General features: G+C 61.1%; 21 protein-coding genes and 1 pseudogene. 14 read left to right on the top strand and 8 right to left on the bottom strand.

Translation table 11 applies throughout. The features are described 5' to 3' along the window. Positions 1 to 25 precede the first annotated feature (25 nt). Both C3Y91_RS31460 and C3Y91_RS31455 read right to left on the bottom strand, forming a co-directional pair. A complete protein-coding gene (locus C3Y91_RS31460; RefSeq protein ID WP_018072179.1) occupies positions 26 to 460 on the bottom strand; it encodes a CBS domain-containing protein in 435 nt (144 codons plus the stop codon). 91 nt (positions 461 to 551) lie between these two features. Beyond that, a complete protein-coding gene (locus C3Y91_RS31455; RefSeq protein WP_130691527.1) occupies positions 552 to 1343 on the bottom strand; it encodes a rhomboid family intramembrane serine protease in 792 nt (263 codons plus the stop codon). A 263-nt stretch (positions 1344 to 1606) separates the two neighbouring features. On the opposite strand from C3Y91_RS31455, the gene C3Y91_RS31450 reads away from it, so the two are divergent. The 7 genes from C3Y91_RS31450 (at position 1607) to C3Y91_RS31420 (ending at position 8421) form a co-directional block, all read left to right on the top strand. Then, positions 1607 to 2251: a PAS domain-containing protein gene (locus tag C3Y91_RS31450; RefSeq protein ID WP_080654777.1), complete on the top strand. Its 645-nt coding sequence runs from the start codon at positions 1607 to 1609 to the stop codon at positions 2249 to 2251. Positions 2252 to 2375: 124 nt separating this feature from the next. Then, positions 2376 to 2987, top strand: a complete 612-nt coding sequence (locus tag C3Y91_RS31445) for a PilZ domain-containing protein (protein ID WP_018072182.1) — start codon at positions 2376 to 2378, stop codon at positions 2985 to 2987. A gap of 375 nt (positions 2988 to 3362) precedes the next feature. Next, positions 3363 to 4328 carry a prolyl aminopeptidase gene (gene pip, locus C3Y91_RS31440; RefSeq protein ID WP_130691525.1) on the top strand — a complete coding sequence of 322 codons (966 nt, stop codon included), beginning with the start codon at positions 3363 to 3365 and terminating at the stop codon, positions 4326 to 4328. Between the two features lie 374 nt (positions 4329 to 4702). Further along, positions 4703 to 5308, top strand: a complete 606-nt coding sequence (locus C3Y91_RS31435) for a transglutaminase-like cysteine peptidase (protein WP_018072184.1) — start codon at positions 4703 to 4705, stop codon at positions 5306 to 5308. A 205-nt stretch (positions 5309 to 5513) separates the two neighbouring features. After that, positions 5514 to 6299, top strand: a complete 786-nt coding sequence (locus C3Y91_RS31430) for a hypothetical protein (RefSeq protein WP_130691523.1) — start codon at positions 5514 to 5516, stop codon at positions 6297 to 6299. Between the two features lie 134 nt (positions 6300 to 6433). Then, the gene (locus C3Y91_RS31425) at positions 6434 to 8035 is read left to right on the top strand and encodes a D-alanyl-D-alanine carboxypeptidase (RefSeq protein WP_024322677.1); all 1602 of its coding nucleotides are present in this window, start codon (positions 6434 to 6436) and stop codon (positions 8033 to 8035) included. 113 nt (positions 8036 to 8148) lie between these two features. After that, on the top strand, positions 8149 to 8421 hold the full coding sequence (locus C3Y91_RS31420) for a hypothetical protein (RefSeq protein WP_018072187.1): 273 nt from the start codon (positions 8149 to 8151) through the stop codon (positions 8419 to 8421). 88 nt (positions 8422 to 8509) lie between these two features. Here C3Y91_RS31420 and C3Y91_RS31415 read toward each other — a convergent pair whose 3' ends face one another. Together C3Y91_RS31415 and C3Y91_RS31410 are read right to left on the bottom strand one after the other, a co-directional pair. Then, positions 8510 to 8947: a DUF1489 family protein gene (locus tag C3Y91_RS31415; RefSeq protein WP_003559632.1), complete on the bottom strand. Its 438-nt coding sequence runs from the start codon at positions 8945 to 8947 to the stop codon at positions 8510 to 8512. A 61-nt stretch (positions 8948 to 9008) separates the two neighbouring features. Continuing rightward, positions 9009 to 10412 carry an L-serine ammonia-lyase gene (locus tag C3Y91_RS31410; RefSeq protein WP_020397548.1) on the bottom strand — a complete coding sequence of 468 codons (1404 nt, stop codon included), beginning with the start codon at positions 10410 to 10412 and terminating at the stop codon, positions 9009 to 9011. Between the two features lie 353 nt (positions 10413 to 10765). On the opposite strand from C3Y91_RS31410, the gene C3Y91_RS31405 reads away from it, so the two are divergent. Next, on the top strand, positions 10766 to 11203 hold the full coding sequence (locus tag C3Y91_RS31405; protein ID WP_018072190.1) for a VOC family protein: 438 nt from the start codon (positions 10766 to 10768) through the stop codon (positions 11201 to 11203). 1 nt (position 11204) lies between these two features. Here C3Y91_RS31405 and C3Y91_RS31400 read toward each other — a convergent pair whose 3' ends face one another. After that, positions 11205 to 12404 (bottom strand): acyltransferase family protein, encoded by a 1200-nt coding sequence (locus C3Y91_RS31400; protein WP_168576208.1) that lies wholly within the window; start codon positions 12402 to 12404, stop codon positions 11205 to 11207. A gap of 164 nt (positions 12405 to 12568) precedes the next feature. Here C3Y91_RS31400 and rpiB point away from each other — a divergent pair, with 164 nt between their 5' ends. The 3 genes from rpiB to C3Y91_RS31385 all read left to right on the top strand — a co-directional run bounded on the left by rpiB (position 12569) and on the right by C3Y91_RS31385 (position 15016). Next, the gene (rpiB, locus tag C3Y91_RS31395) at positions 12569 to 13018 is read left to right on the top strand and encodes a ribose 5-phosphate isomerase B (protein ID WP_024322679.1); all 450 of its coding nucleotides are present in this window, start codon (positions 12569 to 12571) and stop codon (positions 13016 to 13018) included. A 244-nt stretch (positions 13019 to 13262) separates the two neighbouring features. Continuing rightward, the gene (locus C3Y91_RS31390; RefSeq protein ID WP_018072193.1) at positions 13263 to 14027 is read left to right on the top strand and encodes a DUF599 domain-containing protein; all 765 of its coding nucleotides are present in this window, start codon (positions 13263 to 13265) and stop codon (positions 14025 to 14027) included. Next, entirely contained in the window at positions 14027 to 15016 is a 990-nt protein-coding gene (locus tag C3Y91_RS31385) for a heparan-alpha-glucosaminide N-acetyltransferase (protein ID WP_018072194.1), read from the top strand. The genes C3Y91_RS31390 and C3Y91_RS31385 overlap by 1 nt, the downstream gene beginning before the upstream one ends. Before the next feature lie 25 nt (positions 15017 to 15041). Here the strand turns inward: C3Y91_RS31385 and C3Y91_RS31380 are convergent, their stop codons facing one another. Both C3Y91_RS31380 and mgtE read right to left on the bottom strand, forming a co-directional pair. Next, a complete protein-coding gene (locus tag C3Y91_RS31380; RefSeq protein WP_075225557.1) occupies positions 15042 to 15434 on the bottom strand; it encodes a MerR family transcriptional regulator in 393 nt (130 codons plus the stop codon). Positions 15435 to 15497: 63 nt separating this feature from the next. After that, entirely contained in the window at positions 15498 to 16913 is a 1416-nt protein-coding gene (gene mgtE, locus C3Y91_RS31375) for a magnesium transporter (protein ID WP_017964422.1), read from the bottom strand. A gap of 242 nt (positions 16914 to 17155) precedes the next feature. Here mgtE and C3Y91_RS31370 point away from each other — a divergent pair, with 242 nt between their 5' ends. The 3 genes from C3Y91_RS31370 (at position 17156) to C3Y91_RS31360 (ending at position 18940) form a co-directional block, all read left to right on the top strand. After that, positions 17156 to 17650, top strand: coding sequence for a peptide deformylase (locus C3Y91_RS31370; RefSeq protein WP_075225556.1), 495 nt, complete (start codon positions 17156 to 17158; stop codon positions 17648 to 17650). Positions 17651 to 17734: 84 nt separating this feature from the next. Further along, a complete protein-coding gene (locus C3Y91_RS31365; RefSeq protein ID WP_018481978.1) occupies positions 17735 to 18253 on the top strand; it encodes a BON domain-containing protein in 519 nt (172 codons plus the stop codon). 321 nt (positions 18254 to 18574) lie between these two features. Further along, the gene (locus tag C3Y91_RS31360; RefSeq protein ID WP_168576207.1) at positions 18575 to 18940 is read left to right on the top strand and encodes a hypothetical protein; all 366 of its coding nucleotides are present in this window, start codon (positions 18575 to 18577) and stop codon (positions 18938 to 18940) included. A 76-nt stretch (positions 18941 to 19016) separates the two neighbouring features. Here C3Y91_RS31360 and C3Y91_RS38250 read toward each other — a convergent pair. Beyond that, positions 19017 to 19186 (bottom strand): annotated as a pseudogene (locus tag C3Y91_RS38250) (methyltransferase family protein); the annotation flags it as partial.

Below are 19186 nucleotides of genomic sequence, written 5' to 3'. Positions count from 1 at the left end.
CGGTCGAGCATGGCCGGCGAAAACCTCAGCCGGCGATATAGGCCTTGATTTCCTCGGCCTCACGCTCGACTTCGGCAATGCGCGATTTCACCACGTCGCCGATCGAAATGATGCCTGCAAGCTTGCCATTGCTTTCCACCGGCACGTGACGGAAACGGCGGCTGGTCATCAGCTCCATCAGCTCGTTGACGGTCGTCTCCTCATGACAGCGGTAGACCTTCGCGGTCATGACCTGGGCCAGCGCCTGGTCCAAGCCGTCCTTGCCGTGTTTGGCGATCGCATGCACGAGGTCGCGCTCGGTGAACATCCCCGAAATCCGATTCTCCATGCCGACGACGACGATGGCGCCGATCTTCTTCTTGCTGAGAATGGCGGCCGCCTCGGCGACGGTGGTGTTCGGCCCGGCGGTGACGACGTCCCTGCCCTTCAGGTCGAGGATTGCTTTGACTGAACTGGTCATTCGAACCTCCTATGTCCGTGAAACACTTGTCACAGGCATCCGCGGCGGTTTCTCCCCCCATCGCGGATAGGTAGATCGTGCACTGCCCGGCTCAGGATTGCAACACATCCTTCTCCGTTCCGGCAGGTTCCATCACAGGCGGGCGCGGCGCCTGATCGAACAGCGAAAACAGCAAGAAGCCGAAGACAAAGCCGCCGATATGTGCGTCCCAGGCAATCGGCTGGTCGCTATCGCCGACGAGCGGGATGCCGACTGCAATTAATGCATTGCCGACCAGCCAGAGCAGCATGAAGATGATGACGGTGCGGCTCTTCAGCGCCTCGACGATAGAAAGCCGGGCATTGAGATGCGCCGGCGCCATCGGCCGCCGCTCGGCCGGAAAGGCGAATCGGCAGGCGGCGCCCATCAGCCCGGAGATGACGCCCGACGCCCCGATCAGCAGCGACACGTCTCCCCAATTCAGGACCGCGTGCAGGGCGGCTGATGCAATGGCAGAAAAAATCCAGAAGAGCACGAAGCGTAGCGTCCCGATGCGGCGCACGACCGGCGCGCCGAAGGCCATCAGCCAGAAGGCGTTGAAGAGGATATGCTGGACGCTGCCGTGCAGCAGCGAATAGGTGACCGGCGTCCAGAACAGCTCCGGTCCCTGCTGCGACAGTGGAGTCACGTAGCTGTGGGGATTAAAGCCGAAGGTGTTGAACAGCCAGTACAGCGCATCATCGGATAGCACGAGTTCCTGCACCGCATAAATCACGGCCAGCAGGCAAAGACTGAAGAGCAGTGCCGGTGGAAGGTTAAAGACCGGTTCGCGCGGTAGCCGTGCCGGCGGCTGGACCTCGGGAGGTTCTGGCGCCTTATGCGGCTCGGCCGTCTGCTCATTCATCTGTGTTTCGCCTCGTTGAGGCCACAGCCATACAGGAGCGCCTGTCAAAAAAAAAGCCGCCCGAAGTGCCGGGCGGCGGACCGGGAGCTCCAGGAAAGACCTTAGGCCCGGGCAGGTTGTGCTGAACTTCGAAAGTCGAAGCGATGCGGGACAGTGTCACGACAGGCACTGCATCTCAACCGAAACCATCTCTTAACCTTAACCGCCGTGATGTGGCATGAAATCCGCAAGGTAGAGTCCGTACGGGCAATGACTGCCCGAAAATGCTCCGGAATGGGACAGGTTGGTGTGAAATGCGTGTGCAAACGACCATCGAAATTTTTGACTACTGGAACCGTATCCGCGGCGCTGCCGATGCGCCGCTGAAATCACAGGTCGAACCCTCCGCCGTCCCCCACCTGCTCCAGAATCTGTTCATTCTTGAGAGGCGCGACGGCGGAGACATCGGTTTCCGGCTCGCCGGCACCCGCATCTGCGATCTCTTCGGGCGTGATCTGCGCAGCGAACGTTTTTCGTCTCTCTGGGCAAATGGTCAGCACACGGACATCGAACGCACGGCGATGGGCGTCATGGACCATGCCATGCCGGCCCTATTCAACGCCACCGGCTACAGCACCGTCGGTCATCAGGCCTCCTTCGAGATTATCATGATGCCGCTGCGTTCGCCGGACGGCGCTTGCGACCGGCTGCTCGGCGCGATCGCGCCCGCAGCGGCCGCGAGCTGGCTGGAGATCGTACCGCTCGAATTCCTGGCGCTCGACCGCAGCCGCCTGCTGCCCGGAAAGTTCGCCAAGGCAGCACCAGCCGAATTGCGCCCCATCAACAAGATCGTCGCTGGCAAAAGTATCCATTTCGGCCAGGTCATGCGCCGCATGGTGTCGCAGCTGCTGAGCGTGGAGGCGCGCTGAGGGTCCCATTTTAGGACATTTGATATACTCGTTTTCCGCTATGTCGGGACGCGGCGAAACAACCTTCTGTTAATGGATTGCGGGTAAAGATCGGTCTCTGCGATTTTGATGAAGAAGCCCTTTGATGCACTCGTTCCAGCCAGCTCAGACGCAACGACCTGCGCCGCGCCCTGAACAGGGCGTTTTCCAGCGCGTGCCCATCAATATGCAGGGCCGGCTGATGCTTGCGAACTACGAGGAATTCGAATGCATGGTGATCGACATGTCGCCTGGCGACATGTACGTCACCTGCCCCGGCCGGCCGCGCGCCAACGAACGCGTCGTCGCCTATATCGACCATCTCGGCCGCGTCGAAGGTTATGTCCAGACGATCGATGGCCGCGGCTTCACCATGTCGATCAACGCCACCGACCGGAAACGCGAGAAGCTCGCAGCCCAGCTCACCTGGCTTGCCAACAAGCACGAACTCGGTCTGCCGGAAGATCGCCGCCACGACCGTCTGACGCCACGCGACACGAAGACCGAGCTGACGCTCGAGGACGGCACGCGTTATTCCTGCCGCATCATGGACCTTTCGCTGTCCGGCGCTGCCGTCGATGTCGAGATGCGCCCTTCGATCGGAACGGCGGTGCGCCTGGGCAACATGCGCGGTCGCGTCGTGCGCCACTTCGTCGAAGGTGTGGCAATCGAATTCCTGTCGATCCAGTCCCGCGAGACGCTGCGCGAATTCCTTTAACAACTGCGGAAAATGGCGCTGCCTTGCCGGCGGTTCCGCGGCGGAGCGCATTTCTCGACAGACTTCCACCGAACGCGATTGCCAGGTCCGGTGCACACTCGGTCAGGTCGTGTTGAAAAGCCTGCACGTCACGGCAAGAGATTTGCAAGCGGCAACGAATCTGGCTTTGGAAAGCAGGCGCGAAATCCTGTCGCAAGTCGTTCCACCCAGTCGGTAGCTAACATTATGAGTGGAACAAGCTGCGACACCGATCTGCACCCAGTGAGGTCGCCCAAAATGTGCAGTGATTTTGCGTTCGGGAATGCCCCGCGCTTGCTCGTCATTCGTTCGTCACGGATATGACGGATAAGGCCCGGCTCGACCGCAGGCGCACCGATGTCCGCTCTCTCTCCCGAAATAGAACCCTATGATCACGGCCTGCTCGATACGGGCGACGGCAACCTGATCTACTGGGAGGCCTGCGGCAATCCGGCGGGCCGCCCGGCGCTGGTGCTGCATGGCGGCCCTGGCTCCGGCTGTTCGACCACGGCGCGGCGCTATTTCGATCCCGATGCCTACCGAATCATTCTCTTCGATCAGCGCAATTGCGGCCGCAGCCTGCCGAGCGCTGCCGATCCGCAAACCGATCTCTCCCTCAACACCACCTGGCATCTCGTCGCCGATATCGAACGGCTGCGGGCCTGTCTCGGCATTGACACCTGGCTTCTTTTCGGCAATTCCTGGGGTTCGACGCTGGCGCTGGCCTATGCCGAAACCCATCGGGACCGCGTCGCGGCGATCGTCCTGTCAGGTGTGACCACCACCCGGCGATCGGAAATCGACTGGCTCTACCGCGGCATGGCGCCGCTTTTTCCGGAAGAATGGCACCGTTTCCGCCAAGCGATTCCCCCAGGCACGCAGGGACGAGATGAGGACATGGTCGCCGCCTATCATCGTCTCCTCAACGATCCGGACCCGGAGACGCGCCTCAAGGCGGCGCGCGACTGGCATGATTGGGAGGCGGCCTCGATTCTGCTCGCCGATCCCCAAGGCCTGCCGCGCCGCTGGACCGACTCCGCCTATTTGCTGACGCGCGCCCGCATCATCACCCACTACTTCAGCAACGGCGCCTGGCTGGAGGACGCCCAGCTTTTGAAGAATGCCACGCGGCTCACAGGCATTCCCGGCATCCTGCTGCAGGGAAGGTTCGACATCGAGGCGCCCCTTGTCACTGCCTGGGAACTCGCCCGCGCCTGGCCACAAAGCGAGCTCAGCATCCTTCCGCATGCTGCCCATTCCACCGCAAATCCCGATATGAGCGCGGCGATCGTCGCCGCCACCGATCGATTTCGCGATATCTAGCAAAAATAATTTCTCCGCCAGGATCGGCGATCCGAGCGATATTCCGCTTTTGAGCCGGCCGAATCGGTCGATTCCGGCGGCGTCGACGGTCGACCGCACGTCGCCGGCCGGTCGCCGGAATTTATCCGGCTCAACGAAAATCCTTAACATGAGGACGGCAACGCAACCTTTTCACGGGCGAAAGCCTTGTTGCGTGGATTACAATTTTAATCGAATTCGAGACAAATCCGCATCGAATTTTAGTCGCATTCAAGTTTGTTTTTAGCCAAGTTTTATCGGCATTTGAATCAACTAAGCCTCTAATTCTATTACGTAATTTTCCGTGAGATAAAAACGTCTGTGCCATTGTCACCTCAACTTACGGGGAGACGGCAATGACAACTGCGAATATCCTGAAAGGCGGCCTTCTGGCTGGTGCCATCATGATGGCAATGACAGGTTCGGGACAGGCGATGCCCGCCAGCATGGCCCTGGCAGGCAATGCCAGCCCGCCGATCGGACATTACGAATTCTGCAAGGCGAATCCGACGGAATGTGTCGAAGTCGGCGGCGATGCCGGACCGGCCATCCTCACCGAGGACCGCTGGAAGGAAATTCTCAAGGTCAACTACACCGTCAACTCGACGATCCAGCCGATGACGGACGAGCAGATCTACGGTGTCGAGGAGCGCTGGGCCTATCCGCGCACCGTCGGCGATTGCGAGGATTACGCCCTGCTGAAGCGCAAGATGCTGATCGACGACGGTTTCTCGCCGTCCGACACGCTGATCACCGTCGTGCTGCAGCCGAATGGCGAAGGCCATGCCGTACTGACGGTTCGCACCGATCACGGCGACTTCATCCTCGACAACATGCGCAACAAGGTGCTGCTGTGGTCGGATACCGAATACACCTATTTGAAGCGCCAGTCCGCCGACGATCCGGCCCGCTGGTCGAAGCTTCAGGACGGCCGCGCTGTCGCGGTCGGTAGCGTCAAGTAAGAACAGCCTGCCGGCCAATGCCGGCTGCAGCCTGCGGCCCGGTCAGTCCCCGCATCCCGTCCCCGACCGGTGCCCAAGAGCCGTTCCCGCTGTCCCGGGAACGGCTCGCCCTCTTTTAAAGCCTTACCTCACCAGCATCTTAGCGAATTGTTAACCCTACCGGCTCGATCATGACGATGAGATTCATCATCGGCACCGGCGGCTCATGTTCTTCCTGCGGCGGACCGAAACGCGAAGAACCGCCATGAGCCATGCCGCGCACAGCGCACCCGACGAGCAGCCGCTTTTTTCCATGGGGTTTCTCCTCCGCACGATGGCGGCGATCGCTGTCCTGGCGGTCCTGACAGTTGCCATCAGCATCGGCGGCCGTTGGTTCGGCCGGCACATCTCGCTTGCCGGCAACACCGACAGCACGGCTGAAATCATGCTGGCCATCGGCCGCGACACCGTGAAATTCCCCGAGAACGCCATCCGCTTTCCGAGTCAAAGGCATGAAGGCGCCGCCGAACGCGTCGATCTCTACCTCGCCTGGCCTGAGATGCAGGGCTACGGCAAGGAAAACCACCTTCGATTCGACGATGTCGCCCAATCCTCCGGGCTGATCTTCCTGCAGGTTACCCAGGGCACCATGTCGCGCGACATGTCCGGGCGGCTGGAACCGATCTATTCGCATCTGCTCGAAGGACCGGCCGCGCCCTTCCGCAACGGGCTGACGCTGCATCGTCTTCGCGCCGATGCGGGTTACGGCGACGAGGTACTGCTGACGGCGCCCGGTAAGGGCGGGCCGGATTACGTCGTGCGCTGCATTTTGCCTTCAGCCCCAGACAAGGCGGCGAGCGGAGATTGTCAGCGCGATATCAAGGTCGGCAGGGATCTCAGCGTTCTCTACCGCTTTTCGAGCAGCCATCTCGACGACTGGGAACATATTGATGCCGCTATCCGCACCTTTGTGGAAACGCGTCTTGTGAACCGTTCTGCGACAAGTCCCTAAAATGCTCCCCGGACAGCGAAATAAACGATTCATCATAAACGGATTGGTAACGCCCAACCGGTAATTTTAGAAGACGAGCTGTGCGGCGGGAGGTGTGCGGTTCCTGCCAAAATCTGAAATGCCAAATATCTGAAATGCAAGAGAAGAGTGGAATAGTGTCAAGGTCAGTCTCCTCCGTATCATCGTCCCGATCCGGCAACTTTCTGGCAAAGCTGCTGGCTATCCTTTCGGTGGCCGTCACGATCGTCCTGGTCGATTCGGTGAATGCCGACGCAGAAGCGGCGAATTCGAAATATGCAGGCATCGTCGTCGACGCCAAGACCGGCAACGTTCTCTACAGCGAGAATGCCGACCGGTTGCAATACCCCGCCTCCCTGACCAAGATGATGACCATCTACATGACCTTCGAGGCATTGGAGCAGGGCCGCATCCGCCTCGATACGCCGGTCCCCTTCTCCGCTCATGCGGCAGCCCAGGCGCCGACCAAGCTCGGCGTCCGCGCCGGCGGCACGATCACCGTCGAGCAGGGCATTCTCGGTCTCGTCACCCTGTCGGCCAATGATGCCGCAACCGCGCTCGGCGAAATGCTGGGCGGCGGCAGCGAGGATCGTTTCGCCCAGCTGATGACCGCCAAGGCGCATGCGCTTGGCATGACGCGCACCACCTATCGCAACGCCAACGGCCTGCCGAATACGGCGCAGATGACGACGGCGCGCGACCAGGCTCGCCTCGGCATCGCCCTTCGCCAGCATTTCCCGCAATATTACGGCTATTTCTCCACCCGCGCCTTCAAGTTCGGCAGCCGCACGATCCGCAGCCATAACCGCCTGGTCGGTTCGGTGCGCGGCGTCGACGGCATCAAGACTGGTTACACCCGCGCTGCCGGTTTCAATCTGGTGAGCTCGGTGCAGGTCGACGGCAAGTCGATCGTCGGCGTCGTGCTCGGCGGCGCCTCGACGCCCGCCCGCGATGCCCAGATGCGCAATCTGATCGCCACCTATCTGCCGAAGGCATCGAGCCGGGGTGGATCGTCGGTGCTGATTGCCCAGGCAGCCCCTGCCCCGGCGATGATCGAGACACCCGCTCCGGTCCAGCCGCAGAAGGTCCAGCAGAAAGCTCAGCCGCAAATGGCCCAACAGCAGGTCGCAAAGACCATCACCGCAGCGCAGCCGCCGGTTTCGGCCGCCGCCGCCGATCTCAGCCTGCCGCACAAAGGCCCGCTGCCGGATACGCGTTATCAGGTCGCCGAGACCGAGGTCGCCTATGCCGAGACCGCTCAGTCGAAATCCGACAATCCGCTGGTAGCCCAGCCGATGCCGGCGCCGACCAAAGTCAAGACCATGACCTTCAAGCAGCAGGCGTCGGTTGCCGTGCCGACGCCGGCGCCCGCCTATATGCCGCCGGAACAGGGCGACACCTCGGTCGATGAGGTCACCACCGCCTCGACCACTCCGACTTCGACTGGCGCCGCTTCAACCAGCAATGGTCCCAGCGGTTGGGTCGTGCAGGTCGGCGTCTCGCCGAACCGGCAGATGGCCATGGATCTCCTGGAGAGCGCCAAGAGCAAGGGCGGTAGAGCGCTGGCTTCGGCGAAGCCTTTCGCGGTCGCCTACGCCGCTGGTGGTGACCAGCTTTACCGCGCCCGATTTGGCGGCTTCGACGATCAGCGAGATGCCGTCAACGCCTGCAAGGCCTTGAAGAAGGCCGGCATCAAGTGCTGGGCGGCTGCCCAATGAGCTATTCGATGCTGCCTGCAAGATGGCCGGCGGCATTGGTGACGGCCGGAATCGGTGTTTGCGTTTCCGGCCACCGTTCTTGAACTCGATCAGTATTGCGTACGGGGAAAACAATGGCGATCAATGAGAATTTTCCAGGAGTGCCAGCCGACCGCCGCATGGCCAAAGGGCGCTCATCTCTGCATCCGCTGCACGAGGCGGCTATGCGCCTTGCCGAGATCGGCCTGCAACGGCCGAAGGCCAAGTCTCCGAAGACCCGGGATCTCATCAATCTGCTGCTGTGCCATGGCGCCCGTGCCTGGCGTTACTCTCAGCCCGAAGCCCGCATCCATTTGCATGTGACCTCGCCGGACGGCAGCGCGCCGGTACAGTTGCGCCTGCGCTGAACTGCAGAGCGCCGCGTGCCCGAAAGGGCACGCTGTCACCTTCTATCCGCGCATGATCCCCTCCGGAAATCGACTCCGATTTCGGGGATTAGAGCAGGCCAAGGTCCGTGAGTTCGCGGCGAAGGTCCGCGGGCATTTCGGCAATGCCGGCGCCAAGGCTTGTCAGGTCGCGCGGCACGTCGTCCTCAGTGTAATAACGCCAGCCCTGGAAGGGACGTTTCGGCTGCACGGCCGTCTCGATGACCTCCGGGCCGAGCATCAGGCGGCAGCGTGAAATCCCCTCGCCGTCCGTGAAGGTCTCAATGTCGAGCAGCTTCTGCCTCGCCTGCACCTGCCCCTTGATCACCCAGTAGAGCGAACCGCCGTCAAGCAGCTCCTCCATGCGTTTCGGCGCCATGCGCGTCGTATGCACCGAATGCGGCTCGAGGCCGGCGGCGATGGCGCGCAGCGAGCGTTCCGCCACCCATTCGCGCAGATCGTCGATCGAGTCGGCGCCGACGCAGAGTTTGATGAGATGCAATGCCATGCTGCCGTTGAAATCCTTTTGGCAGCGAGCGTCAAGCACCAAGCTTCAAGCGTCCACAAACTCAGCATTCAACGACGTTAACCGCAAGACCTCCGGTCGAGGTCTCCTTGTATTTCTCGCTCATGTCGTGGCCGGTCTGGCGCATCGTCTCGATACAGGCGTCGAGCGGCACGAAATGCTGGCCGTCGCCCTTGATGGCAAGCGAGGCCGCCGTGACGGCCTTGACGGCGCCGAGCGCGTTGCGCTCGATGCAGGGAACCTGCACGAGGCCTGCGATCGGATCGCAGGTCATGCCGAGATGATGTTCGAGCGCGATTTCGGCGGCGTTCTCGATCTGCTCCGGCGTGCCGCCCATGACGGCGGCAAGGCCTGCGGCAGCCATCGCCGCCGCCGAGCCGACCTCGCCCTGACAGCCAACTTCAGCGCCCGAGATCGAGGCATTGTGCTTGATGATCCCGCCGATGGCAGCGGCCGTCAGCAGATAGTCGCGGATGCCGTTTTGGTCCCAGTCCTCGTGGAAATGCTCGTAGTAGCGGATCGTTGCCGGAATGACGCCGGCCGCGCCGTTGGTCGGCGCCGTGACGACCCGCCCGCCGGCCGCGTTCTCTTCATTGACGGCCATCGCATAGACGCTCAGCCAGTCGTTGGCGAGCAACGGGTTGATGCGGTTGCTGCGCCATTCCTCTTCCAGCTTGTCGTGAATCCTGCGCGCGCGCCGCTTGACGTTGAGACCGCCCGGCATGATGCCCTCGACCTTGAGGCCGCGCTCGATGCAGGAACGCATCGCCTCCCAGATGCGGTCGAGCCCCTGATCGAGCTCCTCGGGGCTGCGCTGGCTTTCTTCGTTCGCCCGCTTCATCTGCGCGATCGACAGGCCGGAGCGCTCCGCCATCTCGAGCATCTGCTTGGCGGTGGAGAAGGGATAGGGTACGCGCGTGCCGCCAGCCGCGTTCTTCTTCGCCCGCATCTGCTCCAGCTCGGTGTCGGTGACGACGAAGCCGCCGCCGACCGAATAGTAGATGCGCTTGACGAGCAGCCGGCCGTCCCTGTCATAGGCGGAAAAGACCATGCCGTTTGCATGGCCGGGCAATGGCTGTTTCTTGTCGAAGACCAAGTCGGTTTTCGGCTGGAACTGATAGGCGGGATGCCCATCCGGCGTGATGCGGCCGGTGCGCTCCACCGTGTCGACGATGCCGTCCATCTTGTCGGGATCGACGCTGTCGGGCGCCTCGCCCATCAACCCGAGAATGACAGCCCTGCCCGTGCCGTGTCCGATACCGGTATGGGCGAGCGAGCCGTGCAGGCTGACCTTGATGGCTGTGACCTGCGCGCCTGATGACGGCCGCGGCCATTCGTTCGAGAGGATCAGCTCGAGAAACCGGTTGGCGGCCGACATCGGACCCATCGTGTGCGAGCTCGACGGCCCGACACCAATCTTGAAGACATCGAATACCGAGAGAAACATGGGGGCGCCTTCTGAAGATGAGGATGCAAGCTTAAGCGAGGCCGGTTTCGAATCCGTGCGGCGCACCGACATCGCATGGAGCCGGTGCGACATTCGGACTGCACACTGGAGCGCCACCCGTCCAATAGGACACTCTAGCACTTTGAGCTTGCGCATAATCCTTTCCGAAAATCGAATCCGATTTTCGGGGTCGTGCGCTAAACCAAGCGGCCCGCCTTACCAATCATTGCTGCATTCAATGAAGGCTAGGCGGAGGAAGAACTGGTTGCCTTATCTTGACAGTCTGCTCCGACTTCCAATGTCCTGCTGACGTCGATGCTAGGCGACACCTTGTAGATTGGGAGATTGGACACATGCCGCTCAAACGGATGGACAACGTAGGAATCGTGGTCAATGACCTCGAAGAGACGATTGATTTCTTTCGCGAGCTCGGCCTCGAGCTCGAAGGGCGGGCTGCGATCGAAGGAGAATGGGCGGGGCGTGTCACTGGACTGGGCAATCAGCATGTCGAGATTGCCATGATGCGCACACCGGATGGCCACAGCCGGCTCGAGCTCTCCCGCTTCCTCACGCCGCCTGTCGTCGCAGATCACCGCAACGCGCCGGTCAACGCGCTCGGCTACCTCCGCGTCATGTTCACCGTTGACGATATCAAAGAGACGCTTGAAAGGCTCAGCAAGCGCGGCGCGCAGCTCGTCGGCGAAGTCGTGGACTATCAAGACATCTATCGGCTCTGCTACATCCGCGGGCCTGGAGGGCTTCTCATCGGACTAGCCCAAGAACTTAGCTGAGCTATGCGCGAAGCTTCTCGTCGCGATTATCTTGAACGACCGCGCCGTCGGCTCCATCCCAGGATGCAGCCGTCGTCGAGATTTGTCGTTGATCGGCCATGGCTGACGTTGCGCCGCTCAGCAGGCGCTTTTCGACCTCTTGCAGGTCGAGGATCGCGCGGTCCATTTGGCCGACCGGAGTTTCGCGCCAAACCAGACGCGAGCGATTATCCTGCCATAGCTGGACCAGCAGCCGCCGGCCTGGAACCTCGATCGTCTCGTGGATGAACCATGCCCCGACTGCCGCAACGAAAAGCGTCACCATGATGAGCGCCGGTTCGGGCATCAAGGCATCAAAAGTCAGACGCGCCAGGAACATGATGGGGACATGGAAAAGATAAAGTGAAAAACTGATCCTTCCGAAAAACCGTACTGGTGCGGCTGCCAGGACACGGGCAGCGATGGGAGGCTGTCGAGCCACGAGCCCGACAATGACGGCCGCGGCCACCGCACTTTGCAGGCTCCAAAATTCCGGGGAAAAGCCGGGCAAGATATGCCGGTAAGTGAAAAACACCGCCAGAAGGAAAAGTGTTAAAATGCCTGTGAGGGCAGATGGAATCCAGCTGTTCCAGTGGGAATGCATCATTCCGGCCAGTGCCCCGAAAAGAAAGTACGGGAGCTTGGAGGCGAGCAGGATTCCCGGGCCAGGCAATTCAACCAGGCCATCAACGACGACGACCACGGCGAGGCCCACAATCATGCCGCTATGGCGGTGCGGCTGAGCCAAGCAAAGCCACAGGACGGGAAAGAGCAGATAGAATTGGATCTCGGGTGGTATCGACCAGAAAACACCACTCGAGCCGAGAAGAAAGATATGACGCACAAAATCCGTGCCGCTAACGATCGGCTGAACAAAATCCAGATTTTGCAAGCTCGACAGCATCGCCACGAGAACGACGGCCGCCAGATAAACCGGATAGATGCGGGCAAAGCGGCTCACAAGAAAATCCAGCACGTTTTCTCTCGTGACCGGCCGTGAGCCGTAGAGATGAGCCATCAGGAAGCCGCTGAGAGCAAAAAACAAACCGACAGCTTCGTCGCCCATCGTCACGAGATGCGGAGCTGTGATTGGAAAGATAAGGCCAATATGGGCTCCAACGACCAGAAGCGCAGCGACACCGCGCAGGCCATCGAGACTCGGGATGTAATCCGGCCGACTCATGGGTCACTTTTGAATTCGGAGTTCAGGTTCAGCCCTGAACAATTGGCCATCACGACTTTACAAGCGGTTAACGCGGCGCCCTGCTCTTGCATCTCTAGACTGGTGTGGCGCTAGCGTGCATCGTCAGGACGGCAAATTGCTTTGGAAAACGGGACCACTTCTCCATGACAGCCACCAACCGCATCGCCCTCTCCAGCGACCACGCCGCCATTCAGCTCCGACAGGCTATTGCCGGTCATATCACGGCGCAAGGCTGGATAGTGGTCGACATCGGACCGACAACGCCGGAGAGCACACATTATCCTCAGCACGGCGAAGCGGCGGCGCGTCTCGTCGCCTCCGGCGATTGCCGGTTTGGCATCATCCTATGCGGCACCGGCCAGGGCATCATGATGGCGGCGAACAAGGTAAAGGGAATCCGTTGCGGCGTCTGCGCAGACACATTCTCGGCCCGCATGATCCGCCAGCACAACGATGCCAACATGCTTTCGATTGGCGTGCGCGTGGTGGGCGAAGGGCTGGCGCTCGATATCGTGGATGCATTCCTGACCGCTCGTTTCGAGGGCGGCCGGCATGCGACACGGGTGGGGATGATTGAGGCGCTGGAGGGATAGCGCCGTCCTTTTCTCCTTCTTTGGGTTGCCGCCCCGAATCCGCAAGCTGACGGAAGACCGTATTGCTGTCGTTAGTTCCAGAAGATGCCGGTCGGCTATCCGCCAAGCCTTGTTGTTTCCAGACGGCTCGATTATGCCGAACTGCCGCATGGCCGAAAGCTCACGTAAAGCCGCCGAACTCGGCCATGCGGCATAATCCGACTTGCGGCATAATGGCCGCGTTCATGCGGAGACTGAATCACTGATGACGACGGCGGATTATATCGCTCTGGCCTTCTTTGCCTTTGTCTGGATGGGCTATTCCTGGCTGCTGCACGGCCGCACCTTCTTCGGACGCACCAGCCTGACCCATGCGATGACCGAACGGCGCCGGGAATGGATTTACAATTCGCTGCGCCGCGACCTGAAGATGATCGACACGCAGATCATGGCCGGCCTGCAGAACGGCACCGCCTTCTTTGCCTCGACCTCGATCTTCGCGATCGGCAGCTGCTTTGCTCTGCTCGGCGCGACGGAGAAGGTCGACGCCGTCTTCGCCGACCTGCCCTTCGTCTTCCATGGGGGCCATGCCGTCTTCGAGATGAAGGTGGGCGGGCTGGCAGCGCTTTTCGGCTACGCCTTCTTCAAATTCGGCTGGTCCTACCGGCTGTTCAACTACTGCACCATTCTCTTCGGCTCGATCCCGATGATGCGCGACACCGAGCGCGACGTCATCGCCGCCGAGCGGGCGGCCGAACGCGTCATCCGCATGAACGTCATTGCCGGCAGCAATTTCAACGAGGGCCTCAGGGCGATCTTCCTGTCGATCGGCTATCTGGGCTGGTTCATCAACCCTTATGTCTTCATGCTGACGACGGCGATCGTCATCTTCGTGCTGACACGCCGGCAATTTTTCTCGCAGGCGCGACTGGCAATCATGGATGCTGGCCCGCCATCAAATCTCCACCTTTCTGTTATTCGCCGCGATATGCCGTCGAGCGACGGACGTGATTTGCCCGAGGGACTTTGATGATATTGCCGGCAAGGGAAACCGATGCGGCGGCAAAACCGCCGCGCATCGGCCTATTGGATACGGCGCGCGGCGTCGCGCTGATCGCCATGGCGAGCTACCATTTCAGCTGGGACATGGAGTTCATGGGCTATCTCGCGCCGGGCACGGCCGAAACCGGCTGGCTGAAGATCTATGCCCGGGCAATCGCCACGACCTTTCTCTTCATCGTCGGCATCAGCCTGGTGCTCTCGAGCACGCCCGAGATTCGCTGGCCCTCCTTCTGGAAGCGCTTCGGCATGATCGCCGCGGCAGCCGCGCTCATCTCGATCGCCACGCGCATCGCGATGCCGAACGAGTGGATCTATTTCGGCATCCTGCATTGTATCGCGGTGCTCACGCTCATCGGCGTCGTTTTTTTGAGGCTGCCGCTCGCCTTCACCCTCATCGCCACGCTCGCGCTCTTTGCCGCCTGGATGACCGATAATTTCGGGCCACCCGGCCTGCTTCGCTCATCCTTGTTCGATCCCAGATATCTCGCCTGGATCGGCCTTGCCGTGACGCCGGAACGCTCTAATGACTACGTCCCGCTGTTTCCCTGGGCAGTGCCCTTCTTCGCTGGATTGAGTATCGCCTCGATCGCCATCAGAACCAGGCTGCCGCAGCGGCTTGCCGCCCTTGGCACCGGTTCCTGGTGGCCGGCAAGGCTCGGCCGCCACAGCCTTGCCTTCTATCTCATCCACCAGCCGGTGTTGATCGCCATCGCCTATGGGATTTCCCTCGTCGTCCCGCCGCAGGCGCCGGATCCGCTCGCGACTTACCTAAGGCAATGCAACGCCTCTTGCGTCATGCAGCAAGGCGAAGCGCTTTGCCGCGGCTTCTGCCAGTGCACGCTGGACAAATTGCAGGCCCAAGCCCTGTTCACGCCGCTGCAGGCGGGAGAGATCGATATTCGGAACGACGAGCGGGTCCAGACGATCGCCGCCGAATGCAGCGCCGAGGCACAATAGAGGTTGGCAACCCCGTAGCCGTTTTTCAGGTGGTGACGCCGATTTCGGCGAGGCGGCCGAGGCAGGTCTCTTCGATAGAGTCGAGTTCCGCCAGCGTGTCGTCGATATCCTTGCGCTTCTGGCGCAGGTCGTCGCGCTTCTCGTCGACGCGCTTCATCAGGAGCTTCAGCTGGCCGAGTTCGCCCGGCGGCTCCTTGTAGACCTGGATGATCTCGCGGATTTCGGCGATGGTGAAACCGATGCGCCGGCCGCGGAGGATTTCCGCGATGAGGCGCCGGTCGGCTTGCCGGAACAGACGGGTGCGCCCGCGCCGCTCTGGATGGATCAGTCCCTCGTCCTCGTAAAAGCGGAGCGTGCGCGTCGAGACCCCGAATTCGCGCGTCAGTTCCGTTATGCTATAGTATTTGTTCACCGGCATGTGTTCCCCGTCGTCGGACAGACGATAATATTGACTTTTACGTAATAGTCAATTTTTGGCGGTTCAGATGCCGAACCACCAGGTGGCGATGCCGAGAAAGGCGAAGAAGCCGGTACAGTCCGTCACTGTCGTGACGAAGACCGACGAGGCGATCGCCGGGTCGGCGCCCATCTTGTCGAGCAGCAGCGGCAGAAGGATGCCGGCAAGAGCGGCTGCCATCAGGTTGATGACCATCGCCGCCGCAATCACCCCGCCGAGCTGGTAGTCGTGGAACCAGGTCCCGGCGATCGCGCCCATGATCGTCGCGAAGACGATGCCGTTCAGGATGCCGACGCCCGCCTCCCTGCGGATGATGCGGCCGGCATTGTAGATGTCGAGATCGCGGGTCGCGAGCGCGCGCACCGTCACCGTCATCGTCTGCGTGCCGGCATTGCCGCCCATCGAGGCGACGATCGGCATCAGCACCGCAAGCGCGATCATCTTCTCGATCGAGCCGTCAAACAGCCCGATGACGCTGGCCGACAGCATCGCCGTGCCGAGGTTGATCAAAAGCCACAGGAAGCGCGAACGCACTGTCGAGAGCACATTGTCCGACAGCTCTTCGTCGCCGACGCCGCCGAGGCGCTTGATGTCCTCGTCCGCCTCCTCGTGGATGACGTCGACGACGTCGTCGATGGTCAGCACGCCGACCAGCCGACCGTTCTCATCGACGACGGCGGCCGAGAGAAGGTCGTACTGCTCGAAGAGCTGAGCCGCCTCCTCCTGGTCCATCTCGGCCGGAACCGGATGGTTCGTCTCGCGCATGATCTGCTCGATCTTCGTCTGCCGCTTGGTGCGGAGAATCTGGTCGAGATCGACGGCGCCGAGCAGCTTGAAGGTCGGATCGATGACGAAGATCTGCGAGAAGGAATAGGGCAGATCCTCCTCGTCGCGCATGTAGTCGATCGTCTGTCCCACAGTCCAGAATGGCGGCACGGCGACGAATTCCGTCTGCATGCGGCGCCCGGCCGAGCTTTCGGGATAGTCGAGCGCCCGGCGCAGCCGCACCCGCTCGGTGAACGGCAGCTGGGCGAGGATCTCTTCTCGATCCTCCTTGTCAAGGTCTTCGAGAATGTAGACGGCGTCGTCCGAATCGAGCTCGCCGATCGCGGCGGCGATCTGGTCGTTCGGCATCTGGTCGACGATCTCGCGGCGGATCGCCTCGTCGACTTCGGTCAGCGCCGTCATGTCGAAATCGTCGCCGAGCAGGCGCACCAGCGCCAGGCGCTGATCCGGCTGGATCGCCTCCAGCAGGTCGCCTATTTCGGATTCATGCAGGCGGGCAACGTTCTGGCGCAGGAACAGCGTGTCGCGGTCGGCGATTGCGGCGCCGACAAGCGCCAGAAAATCGCCGCGGACATTGCCGTCCTCGTCGTAGATATCGGCTTCCTCGTCATCAGGACGCCTGCGAATGCGGTCTTCCCCATCGGTCGTCGTCATCTGCCGCCCTCGCATCTGGTTCGAATTTCAACGACTGCCGCGCCGCATTCGCAAATGTTGGCCGAAAACACATTATCAACAAGCGGATAAGCGAATCCCGCGCGAGGCTCTCGCAGCCGGAATTCTTGGCCCCTGCTAGCCCAAAGCACCCGTGTCGTAAAGCGGCAAACCGTGCTTCGTGATGACAATGCCTGCGGCCGGCGATAGTTTCCTCACCCGTCCAAGCAGAGGAAGCCTGCCTCATGCCCATCCGTCCGATTCTGCGCTATCCACATCCGGGCCTGAAGACTGTCTGCGCGCCGGTGACGGCCTTCGATTCTTCGCTCACCGCGCTTGCCGACGATCTGCTGGCGACGATGCGCGCAGCCCCCGGCGTCGGTATCACCGCCGCCCATATCGGTGTCTTCAACCGTGTCACGGTGCTGGAACTCGACCAGGCCGACGGCGTGCGCCTCTACGTCAATCCTCATATCACCTGGTTTTCGAAGGAGACGATGAGCCATACCGAAGGCAGCGTCTCCATGCCCGGCGCCACCGACGAGGTGACGCGCCCGCGAGCGATCCGCTTCCGCTATCAGGATGCCGAGGGCGCCGTGCACGAGGACGGTGCCGAAGATTTCCTTGCCATCTGCATCCAGCACGAAGTCGACCAGCTCGATGGCATTTTCTGGCTGCAGCGCCTCTCGCGGCTGAAGCGCGACCGTCTTGTGAAGAGATGGGAGAAGGCCCAGGGCTGACAATCACGGCTGACAAATCGCCGTCCGCACCGAACCATTCGCCGCTGCCGGCGTTTCCAGCAAAAGAAACAAGGAGCGACCGCAATGGCAAGGATCGGTGACAAGACCCCGATTTCCCGGGAAAAGCCTGAGCTTTCCCGTGAAGAGGATTATCGCGACCTCGAAGAACGCAACCTCGATGACGGCTGGCCCTATGCCGATGGCAGCGGCGCCGGCACCGGCGGCCCGGATAATCGCCCCTACGGCGAGACTGCGGCCAATTTTGACAGCGATCCCAACAAGGGCTTCCGGATAGATGGCACGGATGAGGACGGCAACGAGAACCGCCTGAAGGATTCGCTGCGCGCCGATACGATCGACCGCGATGAAAGCGACGAGCTGGAAGCGCGGGTGAACGACAATCTCGAAAACATCCCCGAGGTCGATATCGACAGCATCGAGGTTCATGCAGACGGTCACGTCGTCACCCTGGAAGGGTCGGTGGAGACGATCGGCATCGCTCGCAAGGTCGAACTCGGCGCGCTTTCGGTGGATGGCGTCCGTCACGTCCGCAACAAACTGCAGCTGACCGGTGTCGATGCGCATATCCCGAACGAGGACTGACTTCACGCACAAGGCGCAGATCACCAACGGGAGACGGGCTGCCGCCTCCTGTTAGTGACCCTTCCCAACATTACCAAAAGTTAACAATTTATGATTGCAGCACCAGCTGTCTTATTCGAGACATCAATCGCCTATTTTTGTTAGGCGGCTTCTGTAACGCAAACGTCAATTTCGTTGACAACACTGTGATTTCATTTGGACAAAAGGTCGCGGCCGCATCGCCATATTATCACAAAATTGCCTGAATTGGGGCGCGAACTCGTGTTTGCCGAGGGTTAGTTTATGTTGTGGAATTCAACAGCAGATTGAGGAGATAGACCCATGCGCATCAAATTTGCCCTCGCCGCTTCCCTGTTCGCCGTCAGCATTGCAGGCGCTGCCTTCGCCCAGCCGACCTATTCCGATGACTACACCAACGACAGCGACGGCTTCGCGCCGAGCCCGACGTCGAAGCCGGCCCCGGTCCACTACAGCAGCCGCAAGGCCTCGGCCTATTCCAGCGACTATACCAATGACAGCGATGGCTTCGCGCCGAGCGCCATGGCAGCCCCTGGCGTCGATAAGACCCCAACAGCCAGCATCACGCCGCTGCCCCCATGCCACAGCATGATCGGCCCGAAGGGCTCCCACACCAAGGGTGCCGACAGCGGTGCCTCTCGCACCGAAGCATGCCGCGCGACGCATTGATCCGATAAAAGAAGGGGATCCGATAAAAGAAAGGGCCGGAAACCGGCCCTTCTCTTTTTCATCCATCTCTGTCGTCTTAGAATACCAATGGAACGAGCCGGTAACGGGTCGTGGCCATGAAGGCCTCGTAAGCAGGATCCTGCCTGAGCAGACGCTCCTCCGCCAAGAGGCGGAAACATTGTGCGGCCAGAGCCGTCGCATAGATGGCGAAATTCCAAAGGCTCGGATGGGCCAGGAAGAAGCCGA

Origin of the sequence: Rhizobium ruizarguesonis, from assembly GCF_012349115.1 — a bacterium.
Lineage (GTDB): Bacteria > Pseudomonadota > Alphaproteobacteria > Rhizobiales > Rhizobiaceae > Rhizobium > Rhizobium ruizarguesonis.
This window is presented reverse-complemented; position numbering and strand designations above follow the sequence as displayed.

What these genes read in the sequence shown, in the direction of transcription:
- C3Y91_RS31460 (WP_018072179.1), bottom strand. Translation starts at nt 460, where the DNA reads ATGACCAGTTCAGTCAAAGCAATCCTCGACCTGAAGGGCAGGGACGTC.
- C3Y91_RS31455 (WP_130691527.1), bottom strand. Translation starts at nt 1,343, where the DNA reads ATGAATGAGCAGACGGCCGAGCCGCATAAGGCGCCAGAACCTCCCGAG.
- C3Y91_RS31450 (WP_080654777.1), top strand. Translation starts at nt 1,607, where the DNA reads ATGCTCCGGAATGGGACAGGTTGGTGTGAAATGCGTGTGCAAACGACC.
- C3Y91_RS31445 (WP_018072182.1), top strand. Translation starts at nt 2,376, where the DNA reads ATGCACTCGTTCCAGCCAGCTCAGACGCAACGACCTGCGCCGCGCCCT.
- pip (WP_130691525.1), top strand. Translation starts at nt 3,363, where the DNA reads ATGTCCGCTCTCTCTCCCGAAATAGAACCCTATGATCACGGCCTGCTC.
- C3Y91_RS31435 (WP_018072184.1), top strand. Translation starts at nt 4,703, where the DNA reads ATGACAACTGCGAATATCCTGAAAGGCGGCCTTCTGGCTGGTGCCATC.
- C3Y91_RS31430 (WP_130691523.1), top strand. Translation starts at nt 5,514, where the DNA reads ATGTTCTTCCTGCGGCGGACCGAAACGCGAAGAACCGCCATGAGCCAT.
- C3Y91_RS31425 (WP_024322677.1), top strand. Translation starts at nt 6,434, where the DNA reads ATGCAAGAGAAGAGTGGAATAGTGTCAAGGTCAGTCTCCTCCGTATCA.
- C3Y91_RS31420 (WP_018072187.1), top strand. Translation starts at nt 8,149, where the DNA reads ATGGCGATCAATGAGAATTTTCCAGGAGTGCCAGCCGACCGCCGCATG.
- C3Y91_RS31415 (WP_003559632.1), bottom strand. Translation starts at nt 8,947, where the DNA reads ATGGCATTGCATCTCATCAAACTCTGCGTCGGCGCCGACTCGATCGAC.
- C3Y91_RS31410 (WP_020397548.1), bottom strand. Translation starts at nt 10,412, where the DNA reads ATGTTTCTCTCGGTATTCGATGTCTTCAAGATTGGTGTCGGGCCGTCG.
- C3Y91_RS31405 (WP_018072190.1), top strand. Translation starts at nt 10,766, where the DNA reads ATGCCGCTCAAACGGATGGACAACGTAGGAATCGTGGTCAATGACCTC.
- C3Y91_RS31400 (WP_168576208.1), bottom strand. Translation starts at nt 12,404, where the DNA reads ATGAGTCGGCCGGATTACATCCCGAGTCTCGATGGCCTGCGCGGTGTC.
- rpiB (WP_024322679.1), top strand. Translation starts at nt 12,569, where the DNA reads ATGACAGCCACCAACCGCATCGCCCTCTCCAGCGACCACGCCGCCATT.
- C3Y91_RS31390 (WP_018072193.1), top strand. Translation starts at nt 13,263, where the DNA reads ATGACGACGGCGGATTATATCGCTCTGGCCTTCTTTGCCTTTGTCTGG.
- C3Y91_RS31385 (WP_018072194.1), top strand. Translation starts at nt 14,027, where the DNA reads ATGATATTGCCGGCAAGGGAAACCGATGCGGCGGCAAAACCGCCGCGC.
- C3Y91_RS31380 (WP_075225557.1), bottom strand. Translation starts at nt 15,434, where the DNA reads ATGCCGGTGAACAAATACTATAGCATAACGGAACTGACGCGCGAATTC.
- mgtE (WP_017964422.1), bottom strand. Translation starts at nt 16,913, where the DNA reads ATGACGACGACCGATGGGGAAGACCGCATTCGCAGGCGTCCTGATGAC.
- C3Y91_RS31370 (WP_075225556.1), top strand. Translation starts at nt 17,156, where the DNA reads ATGCCCATCCGTCCGATTCTGCGCTATCCACATCCGGGCCTGAAGACT.
- C3Y91_RS31365 (WP_018481978.1), top strand. Translation starts at nt 17,735, where the DNA reads ATGGCAAGGATCGGTGACAAGACCCCGATTTCCCGGGAAAAGCCTGAG.
- C3Y91_RS31360 (WP_168576207.1), top strand. Translation starts at nt 18,575, where the DNA reads ATGCGCATCAAATTTGCCCTCGCCGCTTCCCTGTTCGCCGTCAGCATT.